The 25776-nt window shown below is 35.2% G+C and carries 24 protein-coding genes and 1 riboswitch; of the genes, 11 read left to right on the plus strand and 13 right to left on the minus strand.

The window, feature by feature from the left end:
• Positions 1-117 precede the first annotated feature (117 nt).
• The 3 genes from AC2YJL_RS25140 to AC2YJL_RS25150 all read left to right on the plus strand — a co-directional run bounded on the left by AC2YJL_RS25140 (position 118) and on the right by AC2YJL_RS25150 (position 3052).
• Positions 118-1011, plus strand: coding sequence for a sigma-70 family RNA polymerase sigma factor (locus AC2YJL_RS25140; RefSeq protein WP_487375029.1), 894 nt, complete (start codon positions 118-120; stop codon positions 1009-1011).
• Positions 1012-1825: 814 nt separating this feature from the next.
• The gene (locus AC2YJL_RS25145; RefSeq protein WP_016766661.1) at positions 1826-2050 is read left to right on the plus strand and encodes a helix-turn-helix domain-containing protein; all 225 of its coding nucleotides are present in this window, start codon (positions 1826-1828) and stop codon (positions 2048-2050) included.
• A 426-nt stretch (positions 2051-2476) separates the two neighbouring features.
• Entirely contained in the window at positions 2477-3052 is a 576-nt protein-coding gene (locus tag AC2YJL_RS25150) for an MEDS domain-containing protein (protein ID WP_308201977.1), read from the plus strand.
• Between the two features lie 576 nt (positions 3053-3628).
• On the opposite strand, the gene AC2YJL_RS25155 is transcribed toward AC2YJL_RS25150, so the two are convergent.
• From AC2YJL_RS25155 to AC2YJL_RS25170, 4 genes are all read right to left on the minus strand, one after another.
• On the minus strand, positions 3629-3949 hold the full coding sequence (locus AC2YJL_RS25155) for a hypothetical protein (RefSeq protein WP_016766664.1): 321 nt from the start codon (positions 3947-3949) through the stop codon (positions 3629-3631).
• 288 nt (positions 3950-4237) lie between these two features.
• The gene (locus AC2YJL_RS25160) at positions 4238-4933 is read right to left on the minus strand and encodes a hypothetical protein (RefSeq protein ID WP_487375030.1); all 696 of its coding nucleotides are present in this window, start codon (positions 4931-4933) and stop codon (positions 4238-4240) included.
• A complete protein-coding gene (locus tag AC2YJL_RS25165) occupies positions 4930-6063 on the minus strand; it encodes an FtsK/SpoIIIE domain-containing protein (RefSeq protein ID WP_098792185.1) in 1134 nt (377 codons plus the stop codon). Before AC2YJL_RS25165 ends, AC2YJL_RS25160 begins: the two co-directional genes overlap by 4 nt.
• 12 nt (positions 6064-6075) lie before the next feature.
• Positions 6076-6375: a hypothetical protein gene (locus tag AC2YJL_RS25170; RefSeq protein ID WP_487375031.1), complete on the minus strand. Its 300-nt coding sequence runs from the start codon at positions 6373-6375 to the stop codon at positions 6076-6078.
• A 388-nt stretch (positions 6376-6763) separates the two neighbouring features.
• Positions 6764-6864: riboswitch (SAM riboswitch) on the plus strand.
• An 81-nt stretch (positions 6865-6945) separates the two neighbouring features.
• Between AC2YJL_RS25170 and AC2YJL_RS25175 the strand changes: the two genes are divergently transcribed.
• The gene (locus AC2YJL_RS25175; protein ID WP_487375032.1) at positions 6946-8073 is read left to right on the plus strand and encodes a 5-methyltetrahydropteroyltriglutamate--homocysteine S-methyltransferase; all 1128 of its coding nucleotides are present in this window, start codon (positions 6946-6948) and stop codon (positions 8071-8073) included.
• Between the two features lie 136 nt (positions 8074-8209).
• Here the strand turns inward: AC2YJL_RS25175 and AC2YJL_RS25180 are convergent, their stop codons facing one another.
• Together AC2YJL_RS25180 and AC2YJL_RS25185 are read right to left on the minus strand one after the other, a co-directional pair.
• On the minus strand, positions 8210-8419 hold the full coding sequence (locus AC2YJL_RS25180) for an alpha/beta-type small acid-soluble spore protein (RefSeq protein ID WP_013084404.1): 210 nt from the start codon (positions 8417-8419) through the stop codon (positions 8210-8212).
• Positions 8420-8644: 225 nt separating this feature from the next.
• On the minus strand, positions 8645-9511 hold the full coding sequence (locus AC2YJL_RS25185; RefSeq protein WP_211079995.1) for an Rpn family recombination-promoting nuclease/putative transposase: 867 nt from the start codon (positions 9509-9511) through the stop codon (positions 8645-8647).
• Between the two features lie 978 nt (positions 9512-10489).
• On the opposite strand from AC2YJL_RS25185, the gene AC2YJL_RS25190 reads away from it, so the two are divergent.
• From AC2YJL_RS25190 to AC2YJL_RS25200, 3 genes are all read left to right on the plus strand, one after another.
• A complete protein-coding gene (locus tag AC2YJL_RS25190) occupies positions 10490-11338 on the plus strand; it encodes a ComEC/Rec2 family competence protein (RefSeq protein WP_230932893.1) in 849 nt (282 codons plus the stop codon).
• Between the two features lie 2 nt (positions 11339-11340).
• Positions 11341-11562: a DUF3006 domain-containing protein gene (locus tag AC2YJL_RS25195; RefSeq protein ID WP_136790348.1), complete on the plus strand. Its 222-nt coding sequence runs from the start codon at positions 11341-11343 to the stop codon at positions 11560-11562.
• A 230-nt stretch (positions 11563-11792) separates the two neighbouring features.
• Complete coding sequence (locus tag AC2YJL_RS25200) at positions 11793-12872, plus strand: lysozyme inhibitor LprI family protein (RefSeq protein WP_487375033.1); 1080 nt, start codon at positions 11793-11795, stop codon at positions 12870-12872.
• Between the two features lie 225 nt (positions 12873-13097).
• Here AC2YJL_RS25200 and AC2YJL_RS25205 read toward each other — a convergent pair whose 3' ends face one another.
• Positions 13098-14327 carry an NAD(P)/FAD-dependent oxidoreductase gene (locus tag AC2YJL_RS25205; protein WP_230932891.1) on the minus strand — a complete coding sequence of 410 codons (1230 nt, stop codon included), beginning with the start codon at positions 14325-14327 and terminating at the stop codon, positions 13098-13100.
• Between the two features lie 469 nt (positions 14328-14796).
• Between AC2YJL_RS25205 and AC2YJL_RS25210 the strand changes: the two genes are divergently transcribed.
• Complete coding sequence (locus AC2YJL_RS25210; RefSeq protein ID WP_487375034.1) at positions 14797-14979, plus strand: YolD-like family protein; 183 nt, start codon at positions 14797-14799, stop codon at positions 14977-14979.
• Between the two features lie 399 nt (positions 14980-15378).
• On the opposite strand, the gene AC2YJL_RS25215 is transcribed toward AC2YJL_RS25210, so the two are convergent.
• Positions 15379-15819, minus strand: a complete 441-nt coding sequence (locus AC2YJL_RS25215) for a cell wall hydrolase (protein WP_230932890.1) — start codon at positions 15817-15819, stop codon at positions 15379-15381.
• 279 nt (positions 15820-16098) lie between these two features.
• Between AC2YJL_RS25215 and AC2YJL_RS25220 the strand changes: the two genes are divergently transcribed.
• From AC2YJL_RS25220 to AC2YJL_RS25230, 3 genes are all read left to right on the plus strand, one after another.
• Positions 16099-16374 (plus strand): GlsB/YeaQ/YmgE family stress response membrane protein, encoded by a 276-nt coding sequence (locus AC2YJL_RS25220; protein ID WP_098792096.1) that lies wholly within the window; start codon positions 16099-16101, stop codon positions 16372-16374.
• A gap of 30 nt (positions 16375-16404) precedes the next feature.
• Positions 16405-16530, plus strand: a complete 126-nt coding sequence (locus AC2YJL_RS25225) for a hypothetical protein (protein WP_269067652.1) — start codon at positions 16405-16407, stop codon at positions 16528-16530.
• A gap of 369 nt (positions 16531-16899) precedes the next feature.
• Positions 16900-17379, plus strand: coding sequence for a site-2 protease family protein (locus AC2YJL_RS25230; protein WP_230932889.1), 480 nt, complete (start codon positions 16900-16902; stop codon positions 17377-17379).
• Between the two features lie 477 nt (positions 17380-17856).
• On the opposite strand, the gene AC2YJL_RS25235 is transcribed toward AC2YJL_RS25230, so the two are convergent.
• From AC2YJL_RS25235 to AC2YJL_RS25255, 5 genes are all read right to left on the minus strand, one after another.
• Positions 17857-18090 (minus strand): cyclase, encoded by a 234-nt coding sequence (locus tag AC2YJL_RS25235; RefSeq protein WP_098792098.1) that lies wholly within the window; start codon positions 18088-18090, stop codon positions 17857-17859.
• A 345-nt stretch (positions 18091-18435) separates the two neighbouring features.
• The gene (locus AC2YJL_RS25240; RefSeq protein WP_487375035.1) at positions 18436-21084 is read right to left on the minus strand and encodes an SGNH/GDSL hydrolase family protein; all 2649 of its coding nucleotides are present in this window, start codon (positions 21082-21084) and stop codon (positions 18436-18438) included.
• Between the two features lie 565 nt (positions 21085-21649).
• Positions 21650-22774 carry a Ger(x)C family spore germination protein gene (locus AC2YJL_RS25245; protein ID WP_230932887.1) on the minus strand — a complete coding sequence of 375 codons (1125 nt, stop codon included), beginning with the start codon at positions 22772-22774 and terminating at the stop codon, positions 21650-21652.
• Positions 22771-23874, minus strand: a complete 1104-nt coding sequence (locus tag AC2YJL_RS25250; protein ID WP_230932886.1) for a GerAB/ArcD/ProY family transporter — start codon at positions 23872-23874, stop codon at positions 22771-22773. The genes AC2YJL_RS25245 and AC2YJL_RS25250 overlap by 4 nt, the downstream gene beginning before the upstream one ends.
• Positions 23855-25396: a spore germination protein gene (locus tag AC2YJL_RS25255; RefSeq protein WP_230932885.1), complete on the minus strand. Its 1542-nt coding sequence runs from the start codon at positions 25394-25396 to the stop codon at positions 23855-23857. Before AC2YJL_RS25255 ends, AC2YJL_RS25250 begins: the two co-directional genes overlap by 20 nt.
• Positions 25397-25776: the final 380 nt, after the last annotated feature.

Here is a 25776-nt window from a genome sequence, read left to right on the forward strand (position 1 = left end):
GATAAAAAGGTAAATGAAACAGGATTTAATCTCTGTTGAGGTAAGATGAACATCTTCACTACTATTCTCTATACGTAGCTTTCTATACATCTAAGTCGCGAATTGGAGGGAGATATAGTGACTAAAAATCAAAAACTGTGGACGCAGGAAGAAGATTTATTTCTAAAAGAACAATATGGGCGGATGACACTCGAAAAAATTGGTGAATGTTTAAATCGTAGTAAAGAATCGGTTAATAAACGGGTCTCAAGACTACAACTTCGTAACAACCAGAATGGCATACGCAAAAAATGGTCCCCTGACCAAGATACGTTCTTAAAAGTAAATATTAATAGGATGAACAATCGAGAGATTGGAAAGCATTTAGGCAAGAGCCCTTCTTCTGTTGCGAATCGAATTAGGCTGTTAAAATTAGTACGAAAAACGTCATTACGTAGATGGACAAAGAAAGAAGATGAATACTTAGTAAAATGGTATGGAGTTAAGTCACTTGACCAAATATCTAGACGCTTAAAGCGAAGTATACAAGCATTAGAGTCTAGGTTATATCGTTTAGGCATACGTGGCGTAAGAGTTCATCTGGGAAATGTTACAGTATATGAACTAGCAGAGTGCCTGCAAGTTGATGTTCATACCATTTATAACTGGATTCAGAAAAGAGAATTGCCCTATAACATCTTGAGAGCAAACACACGAACATTTTTAGGAATTAACGTAGCAGCCTTTTGGAAATGGGCATACCAGAATAAGGAACTGATTAATTTTTCTAAGGTATCCGTAAATACCCTTATTCCAGAACCCGACTGGGTAAGGGAACAAAGAAAATATGATTATTTTAATCGACCTAAATATGAAAATAAAAAGTGGACTGAAGAGGAAGATGCCCGTCTATGGTACATGTTTTATCAAGAAGGTCGTACTCAACAAGAAATTGGCCAACTAATCGGTAGATCAGCCCATGGAATTCAACGGAGATTACACCGACTACGGAAAAAGAAGTTACCTCAATAAATCCTACCTTTTTGTGATTGTTCTTACTGGTCCTACATATTAGCCCTTTCCATTGCACATTCATTTTGTGAAACAGCCTTTTTTATAAGAAAGGTAGCTCTATAGAGGCATAGAAATTTATATTATGCTTGAAAATGTTATATTTTACACTTTACTATTATCTATTGTTTTATTTCATAAAGAAGAGGACTCTATAAGGATAGATGGGGTTCTCTTTTCTCATTCACTGATTAAATTATGTTTTCTGGCCTGATAATTCATAAATTCCTGTTGTTAGTAATGTTCTTACTTTCTCTTGGGCAGCCTGCTTTATAACAGGTTGTTTTTTATTTTCTATGATATTCAAAAACTATTCATACCTATAACAAAGACCGCCCATTATGTATCAGTTTATAAGGCGGTCTTAACTGTATTCATGCTATATGACTATGACCAAAATATCGACATTATTCCAATAGGGCATTAAATCATATTCAAATCGTCAAAATTATTTCCATCAGTTTATCCCACTTATTAATTGAGTATCCTTATAGGTTATCTTAGCTTCTTATTTCTTTTCCTCATCACTCAATTTCTTTAAAATATCCTCTAACATCTGTTTTCCCTTTAGAGTCAAATAGGCATGTTTTGAGTTTAATAAAGAAAGAGCTAATTCCTTGGTCATATGTAATCACCCCAGTTCTTCATAGAGCACCTTTCTAAGTCTTAATAAACAATATGAGAGATACCTTGTCCATTATGTTCATTTTTTTTGAAAAAATGTATAAAAAGTTAAACAGAATGGACAAAATATTAAAAAAGGAGGTTTAGAATAATGTGGTGGAAGAATCCAAGACGCTCAAAGTTTGGTAGATGGTTAGAAAAAAAAGGTATCTCTCAAAGCGATTTTGCAGAAGAAAGTAAGGTATCTCGTACAACAATTTCAAAACTATGCAATAATAATGAATACATTCCGAGTGCATCTACTCTAAAAAGGATTATGAGAACGGCTAGAACAATAGACAAGAATAAAAAAGCCAATGACTTTTTCGATATATGAGGTAGACATATTATATACGTACACATATAGATTAATAATTTAAGTATATAAGATTCTCTATTCTAACTAATAGAAGGCATTGGTTAATGTATGCCTTGTAATGGTAAATCCCCGCAAAACCCAGTCCATTCATCTCCAATACAACTTTTCTGTACTAATGGTTAGTTAACATAAAACCTCTTCTGATACATATCACAAAAATAATTCCCTGTGGCATAATGGTTTTGTCTGGGGTTCTTTTTACAGAGTATACAACTTTTATACATTCTTGATTTAACAAGACTTTGGTTGAAGACGGAGGTTAGAGTAATGTATAAAAACGCCCCTTATGCACGTAGTTAATTTTTGAAAATTCAATAAATTACCACTATATTCTACCTACACAATCCACGTATAATAAGAAAGCGACAAGAAAGAAGGGATTGTGTGTTGAAAAGTAAAATGAATCAGTTGTTTGCAGAACAAAAGAGTGTTCATGTACTGTATGCTTATGACCAGCAAGAAACGTATATACAACAAGCTGTAAGTTATATTCAAGAGGGGATTCTTGCTGGAGATTGCATTCTTCTTATTGAAAATGACCGTTTTTATCCTTTTATTCATAACCATTTAAAAGCACTCTTGACCACAGATCAAATGAAAATGATTCATCGTATAAACAACTTTGATTTTTATTATTCAAGTGGTAGTTATCATCCTCCTGCTATTCTTGCTTACTTTGAGAAGAGCGTACAGCTCTATCTAGAAAATAAACTTTCTTTTAGATCATGGGCACATGTAGAATGGAGTACGATGGAAGATCCGTTACATCTAATCGAAGATTTTGAAAGAATCGTGGATGATGCGGTGAATAAACTCTCTTTTCCGTTAATTTGTGCATACAAAGGAGACAGGATGCCGGAGTATCTCCAAACTATTTTAATGGAAACACACCCTTATATTCTCATGGAAGGTGATTTAATTACCTCTGAACAATATCGGCCCCTAACTGATGTAGAATAAAAATAAAAACGCTTACGTAGTTATACGAAGCGTTTTTTATGGTTAAGGAAATGACTAGTTCTCTTTCTTCCATTCAGTTTATTGCCCTTCATAAAATTTCTCTTTGTTTCTTTATACCTCTTCTGTTTAGCCGTCATAGCCTAGATGTTGATTCTAACTAGCCTTATTCGTTTTGAAAATTTTCTTTTTAAAGGATAAAAATTACTTTTTTATGTTGAAAACATGATAAAATGGACTCGATGGTTCCACTATAAAGCCATTACTTATTCGTAGCAAAGAAGAGCCCTTTCAGTCCTTAACTAATTAAGGGCTTTTCTTGTTTTCCTCGTGTAATTTCCTTATGTTAGATTGATCTTAATTCCACTAGAAGAAGCTGATGGTCTTACCCTTACTTCTTTTGTTTGTTTCGAAGAACTTTTATATTTCTCCATCAACTCATGAATGCTTGTTACTTGTATAATACGAATGTGTTCGAAGGATAATGCATACCAAATAAGCGTAATTGCAATAATGATAGCTTCTAGTCAATTTATCAGTATTTAAACAAAAAAAGCGACCTTATTGGCCGCCGTAATCCTACTCGTTATTTTCAAATAAATTAAAAGAAAGTTGCTCGGCTCTTTTCCTATGGTAATAAGCATTTTTAACTCGTTTTACTCGTTCTCTATTTTCAATGTAATAATCTCGGTCACGAATAGAAACGCAAGCTTTACAGTATGGTCCAAGGTGACCGAACCCATCGTTTTTATGATGATAGTTCTTTGCATATTTTAATTCGCCGCACTCACGGCAAGTCTTAGCGACAACTTGTCCGTCAGCGTCTGTAAAGTATACGAATCCTCTCGGCTTTTTTCTTTCCTCATATTCCTGCGCCAGTAGTTCTTCTCGTAGACTCATATTCGCTCACCTCCTCGGTTGCCTTAGTATTGCTACTTATCCTCTTTTATTATACGAATTAATTCCATTCGATACCAGTATGCAAATCCATTGCCTTCTCCGCGTATGACAGTTTTGTCTCCTGCAGACGCCTGGATTGATTCAACTTTATCTAACTCTTTCTATGTTAGTGATTATGCTGTTTCCAGAACCCTTTGCAAATGCGCGGATGAAAGGTGTATAAACAGGCTACCTTTCATTATTTTGAGGTAGCCTGTTTTGTGTGATTACAAACACTTTTCTAGTACTCTATGTTAAGTTGATTTTAATTCCCCCAGAAGAGGAGGTAGTTCTTGACCTTACTTCTTTTGTTTGTTTGGAAGACCCCTTATATTTCTCCATTAATTCATGAATGCTTGCTACTTGAATGATGCGAATATGCTCTGAAGACAGAGTATACCGAACAGGTGTAATTAAAATGACAGAAGGGAAGATCGCTGATTGGTCCACAGGCTGCCAATGCAAGGCTTTCCAATCATCTGAAAAGAAGAACTCCTCATAAAGGTCAATCTTTGCCTGCATTTTCTGTTCTGAATACTGATTACGTTGAATTTCAATCCAAAAAGGAGATCCTTTAAAGATACAAAAGAGATCAGGTTCAATGCCTCCTTTTCGTCCTGTGGGCTTATCTTCGACAATAACCTGTTTAGGCACACTATACGTACACATTTGTTTATAGATATCTAGAATGGAAAGGAAATGTAATATTTTTTGAGAGTTCTTTTTAATCTTCGCATCCACAGGTAAATAGACCGTCGGAGAATACTGCTGAGTGCGTTCAATTAGCTCTAATCGATATAAACGTACCATCACGCTATTACACGCATTTATGGGTGATTTCAGCTGTTTAAAGAACAGTTCCACTAATGAGTCTCGATCCACAGCCCGAAACTGATTGATAAACGTAATGATGTCTTTATCACGCTGAGATAACCGAAAGCTCATCGCTGTTCCTCCTTCTCTAACAATCCAAAGATAGACTGTGACACAACCTCCAGTTGAGGTTCAGGATCTTTTACCTTTGTTTTATAAGGTGAAAGTAGTTCCTTACAAGCCTCTTCATCTAAGAAATAGGCTTGAAACTCCTTCACCTCATCAATTTTAATTTTCATGCGCCCCCTGGCTGCAGCATCAATTTCTTCTGCCCCGAGTACTCCAGCTACTTTCGCATTCGTGGCATCGGCTTGCCTTCCAGAAATCCGCACCCTTAAATTAGCTTTTAACGCAGAGTTTAATAAATCAGCATCTGGGCGCTGCATGGCAATAATCGTATGGACACCTAGCGCACGACCTTGGCTGGCAAACTGTTGAATCATCTCTACAAGCTCCGTTTCTCTCTTTACTATGGACATTTCATCAATTACCACAACGATACGAGGTAGCTTAAAAGGAAGCCTGCTGATATGTGTTACGCCATGTTCTAACAGTAAATCGCCTCGCCGATACATTTCAGCTCGTAGTAACGCAAAAGGTTTTCTCATATCCTTGACTTCAAAACAAAGCGCATCCACATGTTCAATGCCATGAAACAAACCTAAATCAGCTCGTTTAAGATCCACTAATACTAATCGCAAATCATCAGGCGATGTATATTTCACCCATGTGGTCAAAATCACGCGCATTAAGCTGCTCTTTCCTGCTCCAATTTCACCAGATATCAATAAGGTTTCCAAATCCGCAAAGTCCCATGAAACGGGGTTTCCATAGATATCTTGACCAATACAAACAGGAAGCTCCATCTTCTCAATATGAGGATGAATAACCTCATAATTATAATTGAGCATCTTAGGTAGGCTTTTGTGATGAACGGTGATACTAAAATTCTTTAGGTTGCCGTTTATTTCGATGTTGCTGCCTAATACTTGTCGTAAGGCCCATCTTTTTTTCGTTAAAAGTTCAGGGTCGATCCCATTTAGTAAAGAAAAGGCGTACCGAGTGTACGTATGATGGTTATCGATTTGATGAATTTTCGGAAACAGATAGGAGGTACGGTCTCCTCGTTTCACCACCCGGTAAATCTCTGCTGTACGAAACGCTTTAATAAGCTTTCCACGCAATTTTAGTTTCTCAAACATCTAGAACCCTCCTTAAAACATAAATGTCGCAAAGAAGTAAAATAGAGCCGCATAAAAGGTGACAGGCAAGATAAAGCGCATTACTTTTGAGAACTGATCAACGAGATCAATGACACCCCATCGCTCTAATATTCGTTCGATGATAGCAATCCCTAAGAAAATGCCTCCTAAGGTCAGAATAGTGGGGTCAAGCAAGGCTAGTGGACTAAACGGAACAAAGGAATATGCCTTGAAGGGACGAGGTCTCGTAAGAGATGATTTGTGAGGTAGAGGGAAGATTTTTCGAAAGGTAAACCCTTTTATTTTTCTCATGCTGATACCTTCTTTCATTCTTTTAATTTTTGTGCTTTTTACACACCTGTTTTTTCAGCTCACCGCATCCGGTCGCCCCCTTCGCCTCTTCGGCTCAGCTCCCTTACAGGTTCCACAAATGGCTTCAATAGGGTTATACAGCTTGTATTAACGGGGTAGCGATACTGAACTAGCTACTGATTAGATAACGGAGTTACAATACTTTAGATACTATGTACCTACTACGGTAAGCTTGCCTGTCCAATCAAAAAATAACAAAGAACCCTTACTGCAGTAGGTAATGAGGAAGTAATGAGATAAGAGGTGTGTTATTTCTGATTTTTTCGACTTTTTGTTGACAAGCTAAGAAAACAAGTGTAACCTTTTTTCTAGTTAATTAAATTGAATATTCTTATCTCGAGAGGTGGAGGGACTGGCCCTTGGAAGCCTCGGCAACAGACTGTTAAAGTACTGTGCCAATTCCAGTAGCAATTTGCTTGAAGATAAGAAGAGAATCCATAATGATTATTAACCTCTTCTTATTTGTAAGAAGAGGTTTTTTATTTTGAAAAGAAAGAAGGAAACAAAACCATGACTAAGACATTAGTGAAGGCTCCATTTAAAGCTGATCACGTAGGCAGCTTTTTACGAACGACTCCCCTTAAAGAAGCAAGAGAAGCGTATGCGAATGGAAGAATCAATAAAGAAGATTTAAAATCTGTAGAGGACAAAGAAATTGAAAAACTGGTTCATAAACAAATTGAAATTGGGCTCAAATCGATTACAGATGGTGAATTTAGACGCTCATGGTGGCATTTGGACTTCCTATCAGGCTTGGAAGGCGTAGAGGAGTTTGAGACAGAATATATCAGCCAATTCAAAGGCGCAAAAACAAAAAATAAAGCGATTAAGGTAGTAGGTAAAGTAGACTTCAATCAACATTATATGCTGGAACACTTCACGTTCTTAAAAGAAGCTGTCGAACAGTATGGTGATGGAAGCCAAGTTGCTAAATTCTCAATTCCAAGCCCCAACATGTTATTTACTCGAATTCAAGAGGACACATATTACAATGGGAACAGAGATCAATTTTATCATGATACTGTAGCTGCTTATCAAAAAGCCATTCAAGCTTTTTATGATGCAGGCTGCCGTTACCTACAATTAGATGATACTTCCTGGATTGATTTCGTTTCTGAAGAACGCATCAATGCGGTTGTTGAGAAGCTTGGTATGGATGTAAAGGACATTATTGATACGCGAGTAAGTTGCTTAAATGATGCTATTTCTAAAAAGCCTGAAGATATGCTCATTACTATGCATATTTGCCGTGGAAACTTTAGATCTACGTATATCACAAGTGGCGGCTATGATACTATATCCGATGCAATCTTTGCTAACTTACATGTAGATGGGCTTTTCCTTGAATATGATGATAACCGTTCAGGAGATTTTGAACCATTAAAAAGCTTTACAGGTAACAATCAAACTGTTGTATTAGGGTTAGTAACATCTAAATTTCCTACACTAGAAGATACTGAGATTATTAAGCAAAGAATCCAAGAAGCAAGTCAGTATGTTCCTCTAGCTAACTTGTCATTGAGTCCACAATGTGGCTTTGCAAGTACAGAAGAAGGAAATGTGTTAACAGAAGAGGAACAATGGAATAAAATTAGTCACATAATTAAAATTGCTCAAGATGTCTGGGGAGTTAACTAAAAAGGGAGATTTGTTTCTTAATTTTATATAAGCAGCATTCTAGATGTGTTGAAATACGATAAACAGGCGAATCTTATAAACGGAAAAAGGAAGAATGGATATCCATTCTTCCTTCAGCCATCATTATAAAGTTTTATTAGAAACGTCCGCCGCCAAGTTGTTGCTCAGCCATTTGCACAAGACGCTTAGTGATTTCGCCACCTACTGATCCGTTTGCACGTGCAGTTGTGTCAGCACCAAGGTTTACACCAAATTCGCTCGCGATTTCATATTTCATTTGATCGATTGCTTGTTCAGCACCGTATACTAATAATTCATTGTTGTTGCTGCTTTTGTTGTTTGCCATGTTGTGTCACCTCCTTGTTTCTTTTAAGTTTCCTATTGTAGAAGAAGTGCATTCGTGGTAAAAAATGGATGTATCATTTCTATGTCTGCTCCCTATACTAATTTTTAGAAACAAATGACACTGTAAAAAGTGGGATTAGATGTTTCATTTCCTTGTCATGAAAATTAAACATTTGCCATGTTCGAAAAAAGAGCCGTATCTTTTAGATACAGCTCTTTTTTATATTTATTGATGACGAAGCTTTTCAATTTCTTCTATAGAAAGCCCTGTTAATTTACTTATTATATTGCTCGCTATACCTTCTTGGATCATTCCAATGGCCATTAATTTTATAGCTTCTTCTTTCCCTTTTCTTTCGGCTCTTTTTAAAGCTGACTTCTCATCTAACAATGCTTTTCTTCGGGCTTCATAAGCTAATAATACTTCTGGATCTTGGCTTACGCGTTCCCACTCATCTATTGCTTTTTTTAGCACGTGATCTTCTTGCATTGCAATCTCCTCCAATACTTGAGTGATTTCTTCATCTTCCGATGCTTCAAGCAATAATAACCATCGTACAAGCTGATCTTCTCGTGGATCTACCTCTCTGTTACGCCATTTAATTAATAATTTAGGTAGCTCCATAAAATGAATTTCTATCATATCCGTTAAGAGTAATTTTTGTTCACGTTCATATAACTGAAAGGTGGAGTGATAATGATTAATATGAGATAAATAACGGAAGTTTACAATGTTGATGGTAATGGTTTTACAAAGCTCTCCGTAGTCCATGCCTTCTTTCATTTGGCTGCTATACATTTTGGACCAGTAGTAGAGTGTTCGCTTTTCCATATCATGTTTATTATTAAGTTGGATTTCTATATTGACGCGGCTTCCATCTTCTAATTGCGCGTGTACATCTAAAATCGAACGTTTATCTTCTTGGTTTTCTTTATTAAAATGCGGATCTAATAACTGAACCGTTTGAATCTTCTTTTCATCTGGAAAGCGAAGTGCTGCATTTAAAAAGGCAGCTAAAATGGATTCATTTCCATGTGTGCCAAATAACGATTTAAACGCAAAATCGACACGTAAATCTAATCGTTTTGTCATAGTGCCCTCCATTTTCTTTTATGTTTGTTATTAGTATATCACGACTAGATTTCTTCTTCCTATATCACACGTTCTAATTCGATACGCTCACATTGAAAAACTTGTTCCTCTATTAGGTACAAGATCTTCTTAACAACCCATTACTGAATATAATTAGATAAATAATAAGAGAGCTTTCTTCTGGTTTAAGTGCTGCAAGACACTAATAAGGTGATCCACGTCATCTTGAGAAATGGGTAAAAGTTGTACTAGAATAATTCATGATCAGTGAAGATAGTTTGAAGGGGGTTTAATCTGAATAGTAATGGGAGATTGTCATATAGGTCAGTTCCACACTTAACAAAAAAAAGTTGTCGCCATAATGGTCCATATTGTGTAATCATCTCATGTTCGATGATACTTACTATTGTTATTTCAATTTCAAATAGCAACATATAAGACTTAAATATGAGCTCTTTTTCCATGTGCATTACTCCTTTTATAGGATTTTTAAAATAAGTTAAGTTATAGTTGTCCTGCGATTCACTGTGCCTGCCTAGGTATACATCGAATGCATAGATGCATTTCTTGCTACTTTTCCATCAACACCACCCCTCTCTCTATATTTGACCATCGTTGATCCTTTATCCTCTATTAGTGCAATCATTTGAGAAAGGTAAACAACTCTTTGTTCTGAGTTTTGGTCTCAATAAAAAAAAGCTCCGAATGGCTGTTTGAAACTAATGTTTCTGTATCTTAGAGATAAAAAGATAAGATCATTTTAGAATGTCAATCTACTAAAATTCCTAAAATAGTACATTTCATTACTATTTACCTCCATTTTACTACTAATTATCATATATAACATGACTTTTTACACCTTTATAAGTAAAAATATTCAATTTATTTTATATTAACGTATGGTTTCGTGTAGTAAAATTAATTTTGCTATAAAAGAACACTACATATGAAAATACATTTATAAAAGGGGATAAAACAATGAAAAGTCGTGTTATCAAGATTGTTTCTTCGCTAGCTATAGGAATAGGAGTTGCTGCAGCTCCAGCTTCCTCATACGCAGCAACACCCAAAACCATGAAAGTGCATTACATTGATGTCGGTCAAGGAGATAGTATCTACATTAAAGCTCCTAACGGTGAGGACATTGTTATTGATGGTGGAAACAAAGGAAAAGGAAATGCAGTCGTAAGTTATTTAAAGAAACAAAAAGTCGATGATATAGAAGTGTTAATTTCTACTCATCCTGATGCTGATCACATTGGTGGGTTAGATGAAGTCATTAATGCATTCAAAGTAGAAAATGTTTATGCACCAAAAGTAAGTAATAACACGCAAGCTTACAAAGACTTTTTAAATGCTGTGAAAAAGAAAAAATTAACGATTAAAACGGCACAAGCAGGCGTAAAGCTACCTGTTAAAGATGTAAATGCGCAAATTGTAGGGCCTACCAAAACCTATGCCAACAGTGATTTAAATGACTGGAGTGCTGTTGTACACATGGCTTATAAGAAAAATACATTTTTATTTACAGGGGATGCTGAAACAAAAGCAGAATCAGACATGATTAAGGCGAAGAAAACACTACGTGCAGATGTACTTAAAGTAGGCCATCATGGAGCCAAAACGTCTACAAGTAAAAACTTCTTAGACGCTGTAAAGCCTAAGTATGCAGTCATTAGCGTGGGTAAAAATAGTTATGGACATCCTACTTCTCAGGTTGTGAACTTACTAAAAAATTCTAAAGTAAGTATTCTGCGAACAGATCAAAGTGGTACGATTATTATCACGGGCGATGGAACATCTTATTCTGTTAAAAAATCGAGGTAATTATGAAAAAGATAAAAGGTATTATTGATCGGTTTGAAGAGGGATTTGCTGTTGTGGAAATTGAAGGCATAACAAAAGATTATCCAAAAGATATCTTCCCTGAAGATACACAAGTAGGAGATGTTGTTTACATTACAGGAAATAAAGTAACAGTCGATAAGCAAGAAACTAAAAAAAGAGAAAAAGAAATCGAAGACTTGATGAATGAACTCTGGGAAGATTAAAAACTAGTTACTATTTATATAAGTATTATAGCTCTGACATAAAGAAGAAGATGACAGTCTCTTATTTTGAGACTGTTTTTTACGAATTAATTATTAATAAACTGTTTCGAAAAATTTATAATATTTCACTATTAAATAATATCACTATTAAGGAATAAAACGTTGTTATACTATCTTTTAATATTGGTAAAATACACGTAAAATTAACAACTTTTAGAGGGGGAACAACTATGTATAAAAAAGGTGTTTTTTTATTAATAACCATAACTTCTTTACTGGTTTCTGGCTGTCAACAAGAAGAAAAGGTTGATTCAAAATCAGGAGAAACTAGGGAGGTTAGTAGCCAGGAGACCAGTGATAATAGTGCTACTAAAACAAATCAAGATAGTAATAATGCTACAGACAATAATACTGGGGAACCTTCAACTATAAAAGGTAGCGATCATGCGAGTGCTGTTCACAAAAATAGTAATCAGCAAAACTCAACTAATTCAAATACAGTCTCCGATAACGCTTTTGTTACTAAAGATACAGCAGCTCTAGTAATGGCTGACTACATAAATGGACTAACAACTGCAATTAATACGGGCCAGTTCAGTAATGTTGCACATGTTTTAAAAGGTTCGTTATACAATGACCAACAATCATTAGTAAGCAACTTATATAAGAAGGGTATTAAAGAGAACTGGGTAGATTATTCTGTAGTGAATTTTACGAAAGCAGGTAACTCTTCTGATGGGCCTCTTTATAACATACAAACTGTAGAGACTGTATCTGTTATACAACCAGATGGATCTCAAAAAACAAATAAATATAATTGGATGTACAAAGCAGTGCTTATCAATAACCAATTATACTTAACTGATATAGCTAAAAATGGACCGATTACTACTGTATCAAAGACTGGTCCAACTTCAAGCACTCAATCAACGAATAGTTCAGCTACAACCATAACTAATAACAAAAAAGCTTATTATTTAGATTTACTAGAACAAACTAGAGCTAGTGAAGTACAGCCAGTTAATGATCAGATTGATGGTGACAGAAGGCAAGCGTCTGGAGCCAATTATCAAATGTGGGATCAGGTGTTGAACGATATCTATGGTGAATTAAAAAACCAATTACCTGCATCAGAAATGAATAATCTAAAAATCAAACAACGTCAATGGATTAAAGATAGAGATGCTGCTTCTCAAAAAGAGTTGAAAGAAGCTGGAGGAGGAACTTTAGCCTATGCTGAAGAAGCTCGTATTTTACACGAAATGACTAGAGAACGTTGCTACGAGCTAGTTACTTATTATATGAAATAATGAGAAAGTACTATATTTACATGTGGGAATGATTTAATGTATTCAACGTAACAAAGAGCCACTTGTATGAAACAAGTGGCTTTTTATATTGAGTATGTTTTAGATAAAATGTACTAATCGTAACAGAATAAAATCTTTGTTTTTGATATATCCCTTCCTACCCTCGGTTTACTTTCCCCTCATTGCTAATTCTTGAAAACTCTTAGGTCAATTTCAAAATTACTGCTAGATTGACTGTATAATTCGTGTGAGTTCTTTTTCTAAAGCATCGGGCTCGTTTGAGTAATTATAAATCCCTAAAAACTTCTCTATAGCCTCTGGATGGGAACTGATTAGCTTATTGACAGCATTCTGTTGTTCAGAGATGCGTTCATTCTGCGAAATTTGACATCCCATGTGAAACCGAACCATAAACTCGTCTTCTATTGCCTTTTGATATTCTTCAGATATTTGATTTGATTGATTTGATTGTCTCTTATATTTTGAGAGAATATTGGATAATATGCGTGCTCCACATATAGCATCATGGATACCTTGTGCCATGCCAGGATCTTTAAAACAAACTGCATCTCCAACCAACGCCCACCCTTTTCCCATTCCTTTATACCAGTAATTATCATATCTGAGAATGCCTTTAACTGGTTCTACTAATTCCGCATTTTTTAAACGCGTCCCTATTGTTGTATTCGGAAAGTTATCTGTTAAGAAATTGCGTAGACAGCTTTCCGGATTTAATTTCAATCGTGCTATCAATTCCTTATTTTCTAATGGGAAAATGCCGGCGATAACATATAAATTATCATTCGTTGGAAAGAGAATGGCTGTGTTATCTTTTATCTTGTATACTTCAAATTTAGGGACATTGTCATCGCGAAATTCAGAGAAGTACCCGAAATAGATGCCGACTTTTGCCGAAATGCTTATTTTGAGTTCACTTTTTACCAGCTTGCGAATAATTGAGGATCGGCCGTCTGCCCCGACTACCAGGCGAGCTAAAAATTCTTGTTTCTCGTTATTGCCATCTAGACCCTCCACACCTACTACTGTATCGTCAGCATGAATAACATCCGTCACACGAAACCTTTCTAGAACGGTTACATTCATTTGTGATTTGGCTTGTTCAAGTAGGATCTGATCGAGATAAGTTCTTCTAATGCAATAACAACTTTCTTCTCCGTCAACCTTAGGGATGAGTCCTTCTATCGCGGTATCCTCAAATTGAAATTTAATATCCTGTACCGGTGGGGCGTTTGTTTCCAATAATTTGTCCATGACACCGATTTCTCGAAGAAGAGCGACAGTATTATTGAAAAAAGTATGCGTTGATAATGTATCCTTTGGAAAGGTCGCTTGGTCTACTAACAACACATGAAAACCTGCCTTCCCAAGATAAATAGCAAGGGTAGAGCCGGCAACTCTAGCACCGGTAATGATGACATCATACGTCTTATTCATCGTATCGCTCCATTTCCAAGTACAATTATTAATTTGCGTATCCATTAGAAGGGTTCTAAAACTAATGTTCTTACTAGTTAAAGCAATGAGGTAAATTGATAAGAGTATGCGACATACATAAAGTATGGAAATTAAAACGAATTAAGTACAGGGAATTTTTACCTGTTAAACAATTAGCATTAAATAGAAGCTCATTTACAAGAAGGTATAATAGATGGATTGAAACATAGATATAGATTCTAGACATATATTTCTTTTCCTCTTTTGTTCTTTGAGCTTTCTTACTTGTGAAAGTTCACAAAGTTTACACAATGAAATGTAAGCGTTTCCTACGAGTTTGCTGTATACTAAATAATATAAAACGATATAACTTTTAACTTGTATGATTTTCTCACAAATTCTGCATGGTAATTACTTATTTGAATAACACATTCCTATATTAGTTATTAGGAAGAAAGGGGAACGGAGCATGATATTGAAAGCATTGAGAAAGAAAGGTGTCATTACCATTAACTATTATCAAAACGGTTTATTACAAACATGTAAGGGACGTGTAAATGATCTTAATCTTCATGATCAAACTCTTTCTCTAGAGGATGAACAACACAATATATTCTCTATTCGTCTATCGGGCATTACTGAAATTAATTAAGTCTATCATCATGTAGTTACATTATTTAATATGCATATTACAGGGAATACTAATGATAAAGCTATAAAAAAGAGGAAGAGAACTCTCTTCCTCTTTTTTATGACTTATTTACCTTATTAGTACTATTTCTTGTTTCATTTGATTAACTGCTTATGCGAAACAAGGGAACACCTACTGACCAGGAAGTTCCCTTGTTATTTCGCTAGGTAAAAATACATCAAAACAAAGATTAAAGAAATAGGTTACAGTAGGGACAAAGTTTTTTTCAACGGACCACTGTCACATGATCTATAGGAGTTGCATTGAATAAATAGCGCTAGCTACCTGTACTTACGACTAAAATGTTGTATTCGCAGCTCCCCCATCCTACTCCAGAATTAATCATAACTCCTTGATAATCTAACCTCTGTAAACACTAGCACATGTATCAGGTTTTGGTTCATAATAACAATGATTTTTAAATTGACCAGATGCAGGTTGACCGTACCATGTTGGAGGGCACGGAGCATGTGGATTAAAATACCAAAGAGCAAATTTCGCTGGGTGTTGTCTCCAATAATCCAAATTCTGCTTTGCTAATCTTTTTTCAACACCTCTTGCTCTTTGATAAAACACATTGCCTTTTTGAACAGCTTCAAACGAATAATTCCCCCCCTGGACTTGATAAATGACTTGTGAAACGGTTCTTAAATTTTTAAAGTCTATACAATTTGCTGCAAGACGATTAACAATTACATTTCCCACATATAACATTCCTTGTCTTCCTTCACCTTCAGCTTCTGCTCGCATCATCCTTGCCATTAAGTTAATGTCTGAACTACTGTACTTTACTCTTGCCATTTACTCACCCCCAAAATATAGTATGAAAAAAAGCATATATTGATGTCATGGTTTATAAGATAGCAATTTATACGCTGGGGGTTAGTCTAGTCACTTATATTTTTCATAAAATGGACGAGACGTTAGAAGGTGTCCAAAAGAACAAAAATAGATTGCAAGCAGAGCTATATGATCTTAGTACATCAGGAGAAAAACTTTATTGAGGAAAAAAATAACAGGATTAATGGATTTTAGACGAGGGTAAAGTCAACTAACTATTTTAAAAGGAGAGAATGGTATATGGAAATTCTATGGATGCTAATTGTAGGTGGAATTATTGGTTGGCTCGCTGGTTTACTTACCGGACGTGATGTTCCTGGAGGTATTATAGGTAATATTATCGCAGGTTTTATTGGCTCTTGGTTAGGTAGTCTAATCTTGGGAAGTTGGGGACCAGTCGTTGGTGGTTTTGCCATCATTCCAGCCATTATTGGATCTATCATTTTAGTATTAATTGTAAGCTTTGTTCTAAGAAAAATGGGGCAAAACAAGAATCATGGTCATCATGCAAAATAAAGTAAAAAACATAAATTGGAGGGACTAAAGATGAGAGAGGAAAGTAAATCTGCGTTAGATGATTTTGTTGAAGATAATCAATTCGAATTAGATTCTTACCTTACTTATTTATTCGACCAAATTAATCATGAGAGCGAAATTCCGTCAGAAGCTTAATGAGAAGCCAAATGTTTTGTTCTAAAGAAAAAGATAAAAAAATAATAAATCAGAATATAACATAAGCGACCTTAGTAACTTTGTTTACGATACATAGGGTCGTTTATTGTTATGAAGAATGTTTAAGGTAGTATTATTCATAGGCAAGGCTCAAAGGGTATTAATCACTTTAACTACTGCTTTAGTAAAAATCAATTGGTCCTATACGTTGATTAAAGTCCCTTTCGAAGTGCCAGACGAAGGGGTGTACATATGATTAAAAAAGGCACATTCCCTGTTGGGGCATACTTGTCCACTATCAAATAGAATTTATCTACTTTGATAAGCTAACCATTTAGTAAATCATTTCATAATAAAGGAGATGGAAGTGTGTTTGGATTCAATGATATGCCTAAGTTCTTTTTTTCTTTCTTACTTGTACTACCACTTGTATCTCTTGTTCACCAATTAGGTCATTCTATCATGGCAATCTTTTTCGGAGGGAGAGTGGATTTTACAATTGGAAAAGGAAAAACGATTTTCAAATGGAAGAAAGTTAAAATAAAATCCGTTTACTTTTTAGATTCTTTTTGTGTATATGAAAAACTAAAATATGACAACCGATTTACCCATGCTTGTGTCTATGCTGGAGGTGCCATTGCTAATTTAGCTGCTATTTTCCTTATAAATGGTTTAGTTATGACTGACATCCTTTCAGCAAGTCTCTTTTCTTACCAGTTTGTCTATTTTTCTGTTTATTATATTATCTTCTCGCTATTGCCTATTAAATATACAGAAACAAATTTAAGCGATGGACGTGCTATTTATGATGCATTGAGGTATGGAAAAATAACATGTAACCCTGATTAATAAAGCTGAAATAGTGGTGGGGATTGATGGGTTTACGAAGCTACATATTATTTCGTTTGTGCAATAAGTTAGACAGTAAAAATAAAACTACTTTAAGTAATGTAGTTAATTCAGCAATTAGTATTGATGTTAATAATAATTGATAACAAAAAACCTTCTACTCCTGTCAGGTAGAAGGCCATTTGTGTGATGGAAATGTCATTATATACCCTGCGAGAAAGGTAACATATCTATTCATGTCCAATAGGTCCATAATTTAAACAAATTACATAGGAAAACCCTCTACCCTATAGATAGAAGGCAAGATAGAAACATATTATAAACAAAAGTAGGTGACTTAGATAACTTTACATTTATTTTTATATCCAAAAGGAAAAAGCTTAAATAAAAAGAGCTTCTACTCATGGACAGTAGAAGCTCACATGGAACACATCCTGCTAAAAAATGAGTTAATTAACACAAAAACAGATAAGTTTTTTATTTTTTAATGTTTTCGTCAATAGGTTGTCGTTTATGCTTTTTATTAATAATCTTCTTGTTTAGTATCCTTACTTCATGAACCATTAGCAACCTCATATCTTTTACAATATATTTAGCCAATTCTTCATCAGAGGTATCATTGTCATCAATATCAAGACGAAATTCCTGACCTTGTATTCCATCACCATTAGTAAAATCAACTTCAAAGTCAAAACGTACTCTTTTATCCATGTCTACTCTACCTTAATTTAGTTTAATTATCTGATATATATTCGGTTTAAAAACACAAATACCTTATCCAACTATCTAATGAAACTTATTGCTTCATGCGCTCCGAAGAAAGGCTTTTGTTATTTTAGGTTGGTGTTAAAAAGGAACGATACCGTGGTAAAGGAGGTTCTCTAGAACCTTAGATACCTATTTACACCAATAAAATCACAATAAGATAAACATAATCAAAAAAGAGAAGGGGTTAACCTTCTCTTTTTGCTATAATATCTATACTCTTAGGTGTACTTTTTTATTTCTTATTCTCGCTATTTCTACAAAAAATCGATTTCTTATGAAATTAGCTTATTACAAAAACGGATAGATTGCTTCTGCGTAAGCGATGGCCCCTTTTTTGTTGGGATGGCCAATTGAAGCGCGTTTGCAAATCTCAAAATCGACTCCTGTACATCCAGATTTTGTACAAGAAACCAGCCTTTCTGCTGCAATAAAATCTTGTGGTGACATATCTAAATTAATGCCAAATACGTACGGATCATCAGTAAGTGCAGAGTGCTCCCCATCAATATTTGGGTCAGCAAAGAAAAAGCGTTTTTCTCCGGTTAAGTTAGCATTTGTTTCATCTACAGCCTGTTGAAGAAACACTTTGGACTCATTGGCAAGCTGCATACTTCTTGCATGTATGATTTGAAGGTGCTGCTTAGTCAGAAATCCAGCACCAATACCACCCGGTATTCCTTGCACTGCTATTCCTAAAGCAACTAATAAAATTTCCACAGCACTTAAATCACTATGTTCAGAAACAGGAGGGTAGTATCCAGTTACAATTACCTTAGCATTGGGAAAGGTAGTTGCTACTTTTTCTAATAGGATTTTGCTACCATCGAGAAAGTGCTTACGATGTAGCTCAGTTAAATCAATATCAGTAAAAGGATTTAGGACGGTTCTAAGGTTAACATCGTTTATTCCACCATCCATAATGATAAGATCTACTTTAGAAGGATCTCCTACAAATAAATCACACTGCTTAATGATAGTCGGGTATGAATTAGGCACCTCTCCATCTGTCGTTGGAAGAGATGAATCATCGTTGACTCCAATAATAGCTCCTGAATGAGCAAGTACTTGAGTATAGTATCCGATATTCCCATTTCGTACTTTTATAGCATTCCCAACAAGGGAATAATGTTTTTCATGTTCAGCTAATCCTTGACCCCAAGAAACAGAATCGCCTATTACAAGCGTATGAAATGTATCTAAAACTAAATTAATAGTGTTAGATGGTGTTCCGTCCGATAGTAAAACGCTCACCTTTACTGGTTCCCCCGATGGGTTTTCCTCTATTGAAGTTGGTCTAACTAATGTAAATTCCAGTTGAGTAGGACTTAATAAGGTAACATCCGGCATATCTTGATCATTTATTCGGACAAGTGCACTTTCTGAAAATCCACTACCTATTAAGCTTACCTTCCTTCCTGGACTCACACGTGCAGTGATCTGATTATCCTGCTGAGCAGAGTCGATTTTAGGTTTAATATATATAGAAGCCTTATTAGATAAAGTTCCATCCAGCTGTTTTACCTGAATGGTATGCTGCCCACCTTTTAAAGAAGGAACTATAAACTGCAGAGCAGCATCACTAAAAGCGTTTGTTTGCACAGGAGAACCGTCTACTAACACGGTATCGGACTTTGTAAAGCGTTTACCTTTTAAGGTTATGCTATCATCTACAAAAGCATAAGCTGGCACTGCTTCAAAAATAGCCGGCTCTAACAGTTTAATACGAATATCATCTGGATCGATGACATACATACCGACTGCCTCTGCGAATTTTCCTCCACTGTATCCACTAGAACCTTGACCAGCATAAGAGCCATCGGGTCCCTTTAATCCTGCAGTTCTCGATCCAGGACCACAAACTGCGCCAAAGTTTGCCTTAACGGAATCCCCAACTGGACCCCCGGCACCTCCTATACCAGGATAGCCAGGCTGACCTCCACTTCCCCCGCGTCCTCCATCGACAGTGATATAAAAACCTTTAAGGTATTCGTTGATAACTGCCTGTGGAGCATAAATTGAAAGCTTCCCTCCATGCCCTCCATGTCCTCCGTCTCCACCCTGACCTGCATTTCCACCTACTCCTCCGTTACCTCCAGCACCTGCTCCTGCCTTACAGAATCCTGACCAGTCTAATTGAGCAGGTTTTCCTTTTCCTCCTTGGCCACCATTTCCTCCATCTTGTCCGGCGCCACCAGTAATTCCATCTTGCCCTCTTAAATCAAAAGCAGGACGTCCAATCATATCAAGCACCCATACTTCTAACTCAGGCGCATTATTCCCATCTGGGGCTTTATTACCTTTGATACCATGTGTACCGTTTGTTCCTGAAATTCCTACAAGCGTTGTAGATGTTGGTGCTTGAGGAGGGGTTCCAGGTTTCCAAGGCTTAGATGGAATAGATTTGCTTGGCCTTTCCCAAGTAAACGTAACATTTTTTCCAACTGTAATTTTTTCCGCAATTAAAATAAGATATTGTTGAGGTTGCTTAAGAACCACAGTGGTATTATCCTGTAGATTTATTTCCGTAGCTACCCAATAGGCTGTATCGATATTAATTTGAGAAGCAATACTTGGTGTGGAAGCAAAAGATACTGTTTTAGATGGAAATGGAACTGATTTTAAAATAGAACCTTGGCCACCAAAAGGTTGAAGTACAGGTGCGCTTACAGTATTGTTTACTTTATAAGCTGACTGAAAGTAGGCCTGGGTAGTAATTAAATTAGAGTCAGGTCTTGTAACACCTGCTTGGGGTATTAAATTCCCTGATAAATTCAGTGTCCCAAGGGATGAGATTGAGGTAATACCAACGGATTCTAGGACTGCTTTATGGTATTGTATTCGTTCTTGGCTTGAACTAGTGGTTGAAATGATTGAGTTATGACTAACCGAAAGAGATTTTAGTGAAACTGGAATAGCTGATGTTAAATTTTTAGACATATGAATCCTCCTGAAATAAATAATTCTTAAACATAATACTCTAGGTATTTTGGTTTTATCCTCCCTTGGGAATTAGGTAAATGTCCCTTAGGAATGAAGGGTACAAAGGCCTGGATAACAACCCGATAAACAATATATTTGCTGTGCTATAAAAATAGACCAATCTCTTAATTTTTATATCAGGCCTGGTACCTAGTTTATTCATGAAATGGGTAAGGGAATGGGGAATGGGAAATGGTCAATCTATCTAATACAATTAGTTGAACTCACCCACTAAATTATGTATTCTCAGTTGGTTTCAAGAATTTTTTATACTTTCTTTTTTTAAAAAGCGATTCGTATTACGGAATTTTTTTGATTTACATCGGAATTTGAATACATGTCTGTCCAATTGAAAAATAAAAAAGAAATCCTACTTCAGTAGAAAATGGATGAATGATAATACAATATATTCTCGTTTTTGACTTCTGATATGAATATGAATAAGCCTCCTATTTAGGAGGCTTATTATTAAAAGAATGAATTCATATCGGTGTTACATCGTTATTCTCTCAATTTTATTACTTTATTTAACAATACCGTACCGAACAATTTCCACTTCTACTTTTGATTCAAATTTTACGTTTCTGAAATAGCTTGCTTTATCTTTTTTTAACCAGGACCCATGGTGAAAAGCAATTAGTCGCCTTCCAATACCAAAAGCATCACAATTAGCTTCTTGCAATTTGTGGACTACTTCTTCTGCTTCATTAGTGAATTTTTTTGATAGTTCTTCATTTAGTTGATTAAGTTTCTTAGGTACATTTCCTATAGGAAATTCTTCTACTGCTAATTCTAAATGTAGGTTTAGATTAACAAAAACGTTTCCATCTTTGTCCACGGAAACATTTAGTTTTCGTCTCATATTATTAACATTCAGAGAAATAAAATTTGTCATCTTAGACTTATTATTATTTATATTTTTTGTAAAACGTGCGTATTTTCCTCTCTTATTATTTAATAAAAGAAAAAGTGTGGATTCTCCTTGGGATAGAGTTCCTGTTAATTTTCTGTCATTAAATAATGCTAGGCCTTCCACATCAATAGTTGTACCATTATGGCCTATTTTTAATAAAGGAAGAGCAATGTCTTCACCTGGATCAAGTATCTCTGAAGCGAGAGTCTGTATGGTTTCGTCGGGAATGATTGTATTCGTCTCAGTACTTTGTATTAAATTTAAGATGTTTTGGCTAATACTTGACTCTAATTTAGGTTTAATATTAAGTATATCTACTGCTGCTCCTTTTACTACTGCCAATTTGGCACTCATAGAACTACGTGGATCACGCCAAATTACATCTAAAGATGGATAAATATCACCTTTTGCAAATTTTTCACCGAACAATATAAGCTTATTTTTAGAAGCATCTAAATTACCAGGTATTTCTGTATTTAATTTCATGCGTCCTTCTCTAGGTGTATTTGCAATTGTAGACAAGGTTTGACTATTACTAGCTATAGTCTCTTGTCCTGATGTCAATGAGTTGCTATAAATATCAGGTATGGCAATTCCAAATAAAAATTTGTCATCATCGGTGCGATCAAATGTTATAGTCTGTATTAGGATGGCATTTTTCATCAAATTTTGATCCCAGCATCCTGCTGTTAGCAGTAAACATATACTGATTGCAACTAATCTTTTAAACCTCATAGACTGTGATTTCCTGGTCTTTTTTTAGTAAAGAAAAACGAAAATAAGAATAAAAATAATGGTATGACCACGATAAATCCTAAGTGTGCTGGTTCTAAAATTTTATTAAATTTTTGAAGGTCAGTTTCATTTTTAGGAAAAAGAGCCAATATGAAAACAATCCCCGCAGTATATGGAAGAAACGTAGCGTGATTGGTACGGTTAAAAAAGTATTTGAAACCATTAGAGGCAAGAAAAATCCAGCTTGCAATAGATGTAACAACAGATATAATCCAGATTGATAGGAAGAACAAATCAATTCGCTCAACAATCTGAAAAGAGTAAGATTTAATCATATACAACAAGGGCTGGGGAGTAAGATACAGATCTTGCCTAGTTTCAAAAAAGATTAGACTAGCAAACACCATATACGTATAAAACAGCGTTACAAAAAGGTTGGCACTTGAAACCGCAACAAGTTTACGTCCATCAGTTGCTTTTACAAAAGGATAGAGGAAAAGAATAAACTCAAAACCTAACATTGAAAATATAGCTTCTTTAGAACCTTTTATTATATTTGATACACCGGATTGACCAATTGGAAATATATACAGGAAATTAGCATCTTTCAGTGCGTATGTAACTAGCCCAAATAAAATAATTAATAATGGCGTAACAAGTACATAAAAACGAGCAATGCTTCTTAAGGTATCTTTCACAAGATGCACGCAAACTCCTAATGTTAAAAAAATTAATATCCAGTTTGGTGTCCTTTGTAAGATCCATGTATCAATTACTTGAATGAAACGAGATAAAACTAAACTTCCTGTCACAATAAAGTAAATGGCATAACAGAAAATAATAATCTTTCCTAACCTTTTCCCTATTACACGAGGAATTATTTCATAAATAGTTAAAGATGGAAATTTCCTGCCAAGTCCCCACAAAACCAAAATAACGACTTGCACCATTGTCCCTGCAATTAAAGTTGATATCCATCCATCGTTTTTTGATAGTAGTGATACGTCATGAGGTAGTGATAAGATACCAACTCCAATTTGAGCTTGAATAATAATAAAAAACAATTGTGTATTTGAAATTCTATTTTCTTTTCGTATCATTGTAGTCCCATCCCCTTAAAGGATTTTGTTGTTCAATATGCTTAGGATGCGAATCTAATGGTCGTGTTTTTAATTTCCAAATGGGCAATCTTAAAAAAGTATCTTTAATATCTTTTATTCTAAGTGGAGCAAATGGAGCGAAGTAAGGCGTACCAAAAGACTCCAATTTACATAGGTGAGCTAAAAGAACAATAAATCCAAACACTATTCCAACAAATCCAAATGAGGCAGCGAGAAACATAAAAGGAAAGCGTAACAACCGGATCGCGTCACTCATTCCGTGAGATGGAACGCAAAAAGAAGAAATAGCAGTTAGAGCGACAACAACAATCATTGTAGTTGAGATAAGCCCTGCCTGAACAACAGCGTCCCCAATAACAAGTCCTCCAACTATACCAATGGTTTGACCGATTCTTGAAGGAAGACGTATTCCAGCTTCTCGAATTAATTCAATGGTTAATTCCATAATCAATGCTTCAATCAATGGGGGAAAAGGAATTTTATTAATTGAACTTCCAACAGGGTTTACGAGTTCATCAGGCAATACTTCAAAGTGAAAAGCGATGACAGCAATATAAAAAGCTGGCAATATAATTGAAATTAAAAAACTGGTATGTCGAATAGAACGTACAAACGTTCCAATTATCCACCGAGAACTATAATCGTCTGGTGACTGATAAAAAGCAAAAAAGGTAACCGGAAAAAGTAAAGCAGTTGGGCTTCCTTCCATTAAAACAGCAACTCTACCTTCATTTAAATGTCCTGCCACACGATCTACTCTTTCTGTGTTTAATAGTTGAGGAAAAGGTGATAGTGTAGAGTCTTCAATTAATTCTTCCAAGAATCCAATGTTTACAACATTATCCATCGATATGGATTTTATTCTATATTCACATTCATGAATTATTTCTTCATTAACAAGGTTATTTAAATAAACAAGTGCTATTTTAGATTTCACTTGTGTACCAGTAGAAAGATACTTCACGGATAGATTAGGACTTTGCACTGTTTTTCTAAGTAAGTGAAGGTTCGTCAAAAGGTTTTCAATAAACCCATCATGAGATCCTTGAACAATTTTTTCGTTCTCCGGTTCTGTAACAGAACGTTCCTTTGATAGAGAGACATCAACGGTAAACAGCTCTGCATAACCGTCTAAACTTAGAACACAAGAACCCTCTAAAAGCGCGGCCTCAACCTGATCAAAAACAGTGGAAGCCTGGAAGTTAGCACCAAGCATATCCGAGATTGGTTCCAAAGGTGATTGTAAACAGGGATTCAAAACGTATTTCTGTATCTTTTCCTTATCTACCATCGTTTCCAGGTAAATAATGACTCCCTGCACATTCTTTATCTCTAGATTTTTTATAACTAAATCCTCTGTATTTGAAAAAATTTGATTTATTGTGAAGATATTTTCTTTAATTGTTGAGAAAGTATGGTTAGAGATTTTTTCTCTTTTTTTTGAAGGATTCTTTTCATTTTTATCCTTGTTATACTTTAATAATTTTTTAATGAACTTCATTAAATCTAAACTCCTACGTTTTTATTTAAGGATATTTTCCCCACTAATTCTCGATGTATGTAAAAGATTCCAGTTGTTTCACTTTCTTTTACGTGTTTTTTACAATGTGAGGGAAATCGACAAGTAACTTAAAATTGACTGTCTGTAAGTTTAATTACATTAGCGTGAAAGCCGTATAGCTATGTAGCTTTTACATTCAAAACTATGTCAAAAATAAGTTGAATGAATGCTCAATAATCTATCGCTACGCTATATATAATTCTGGATTACTTATTCTTTTGATAAGACTGTGGAGGTCAACGATTAAATTGGCTGTCTAGAAGGTTTCTAAATAAATAACATAAAGAAGCATTAGATATACTACGTAATTACATTTTTAA

Source organism: Priestia sp. SRI_019 (assembly GCF_057586255.1).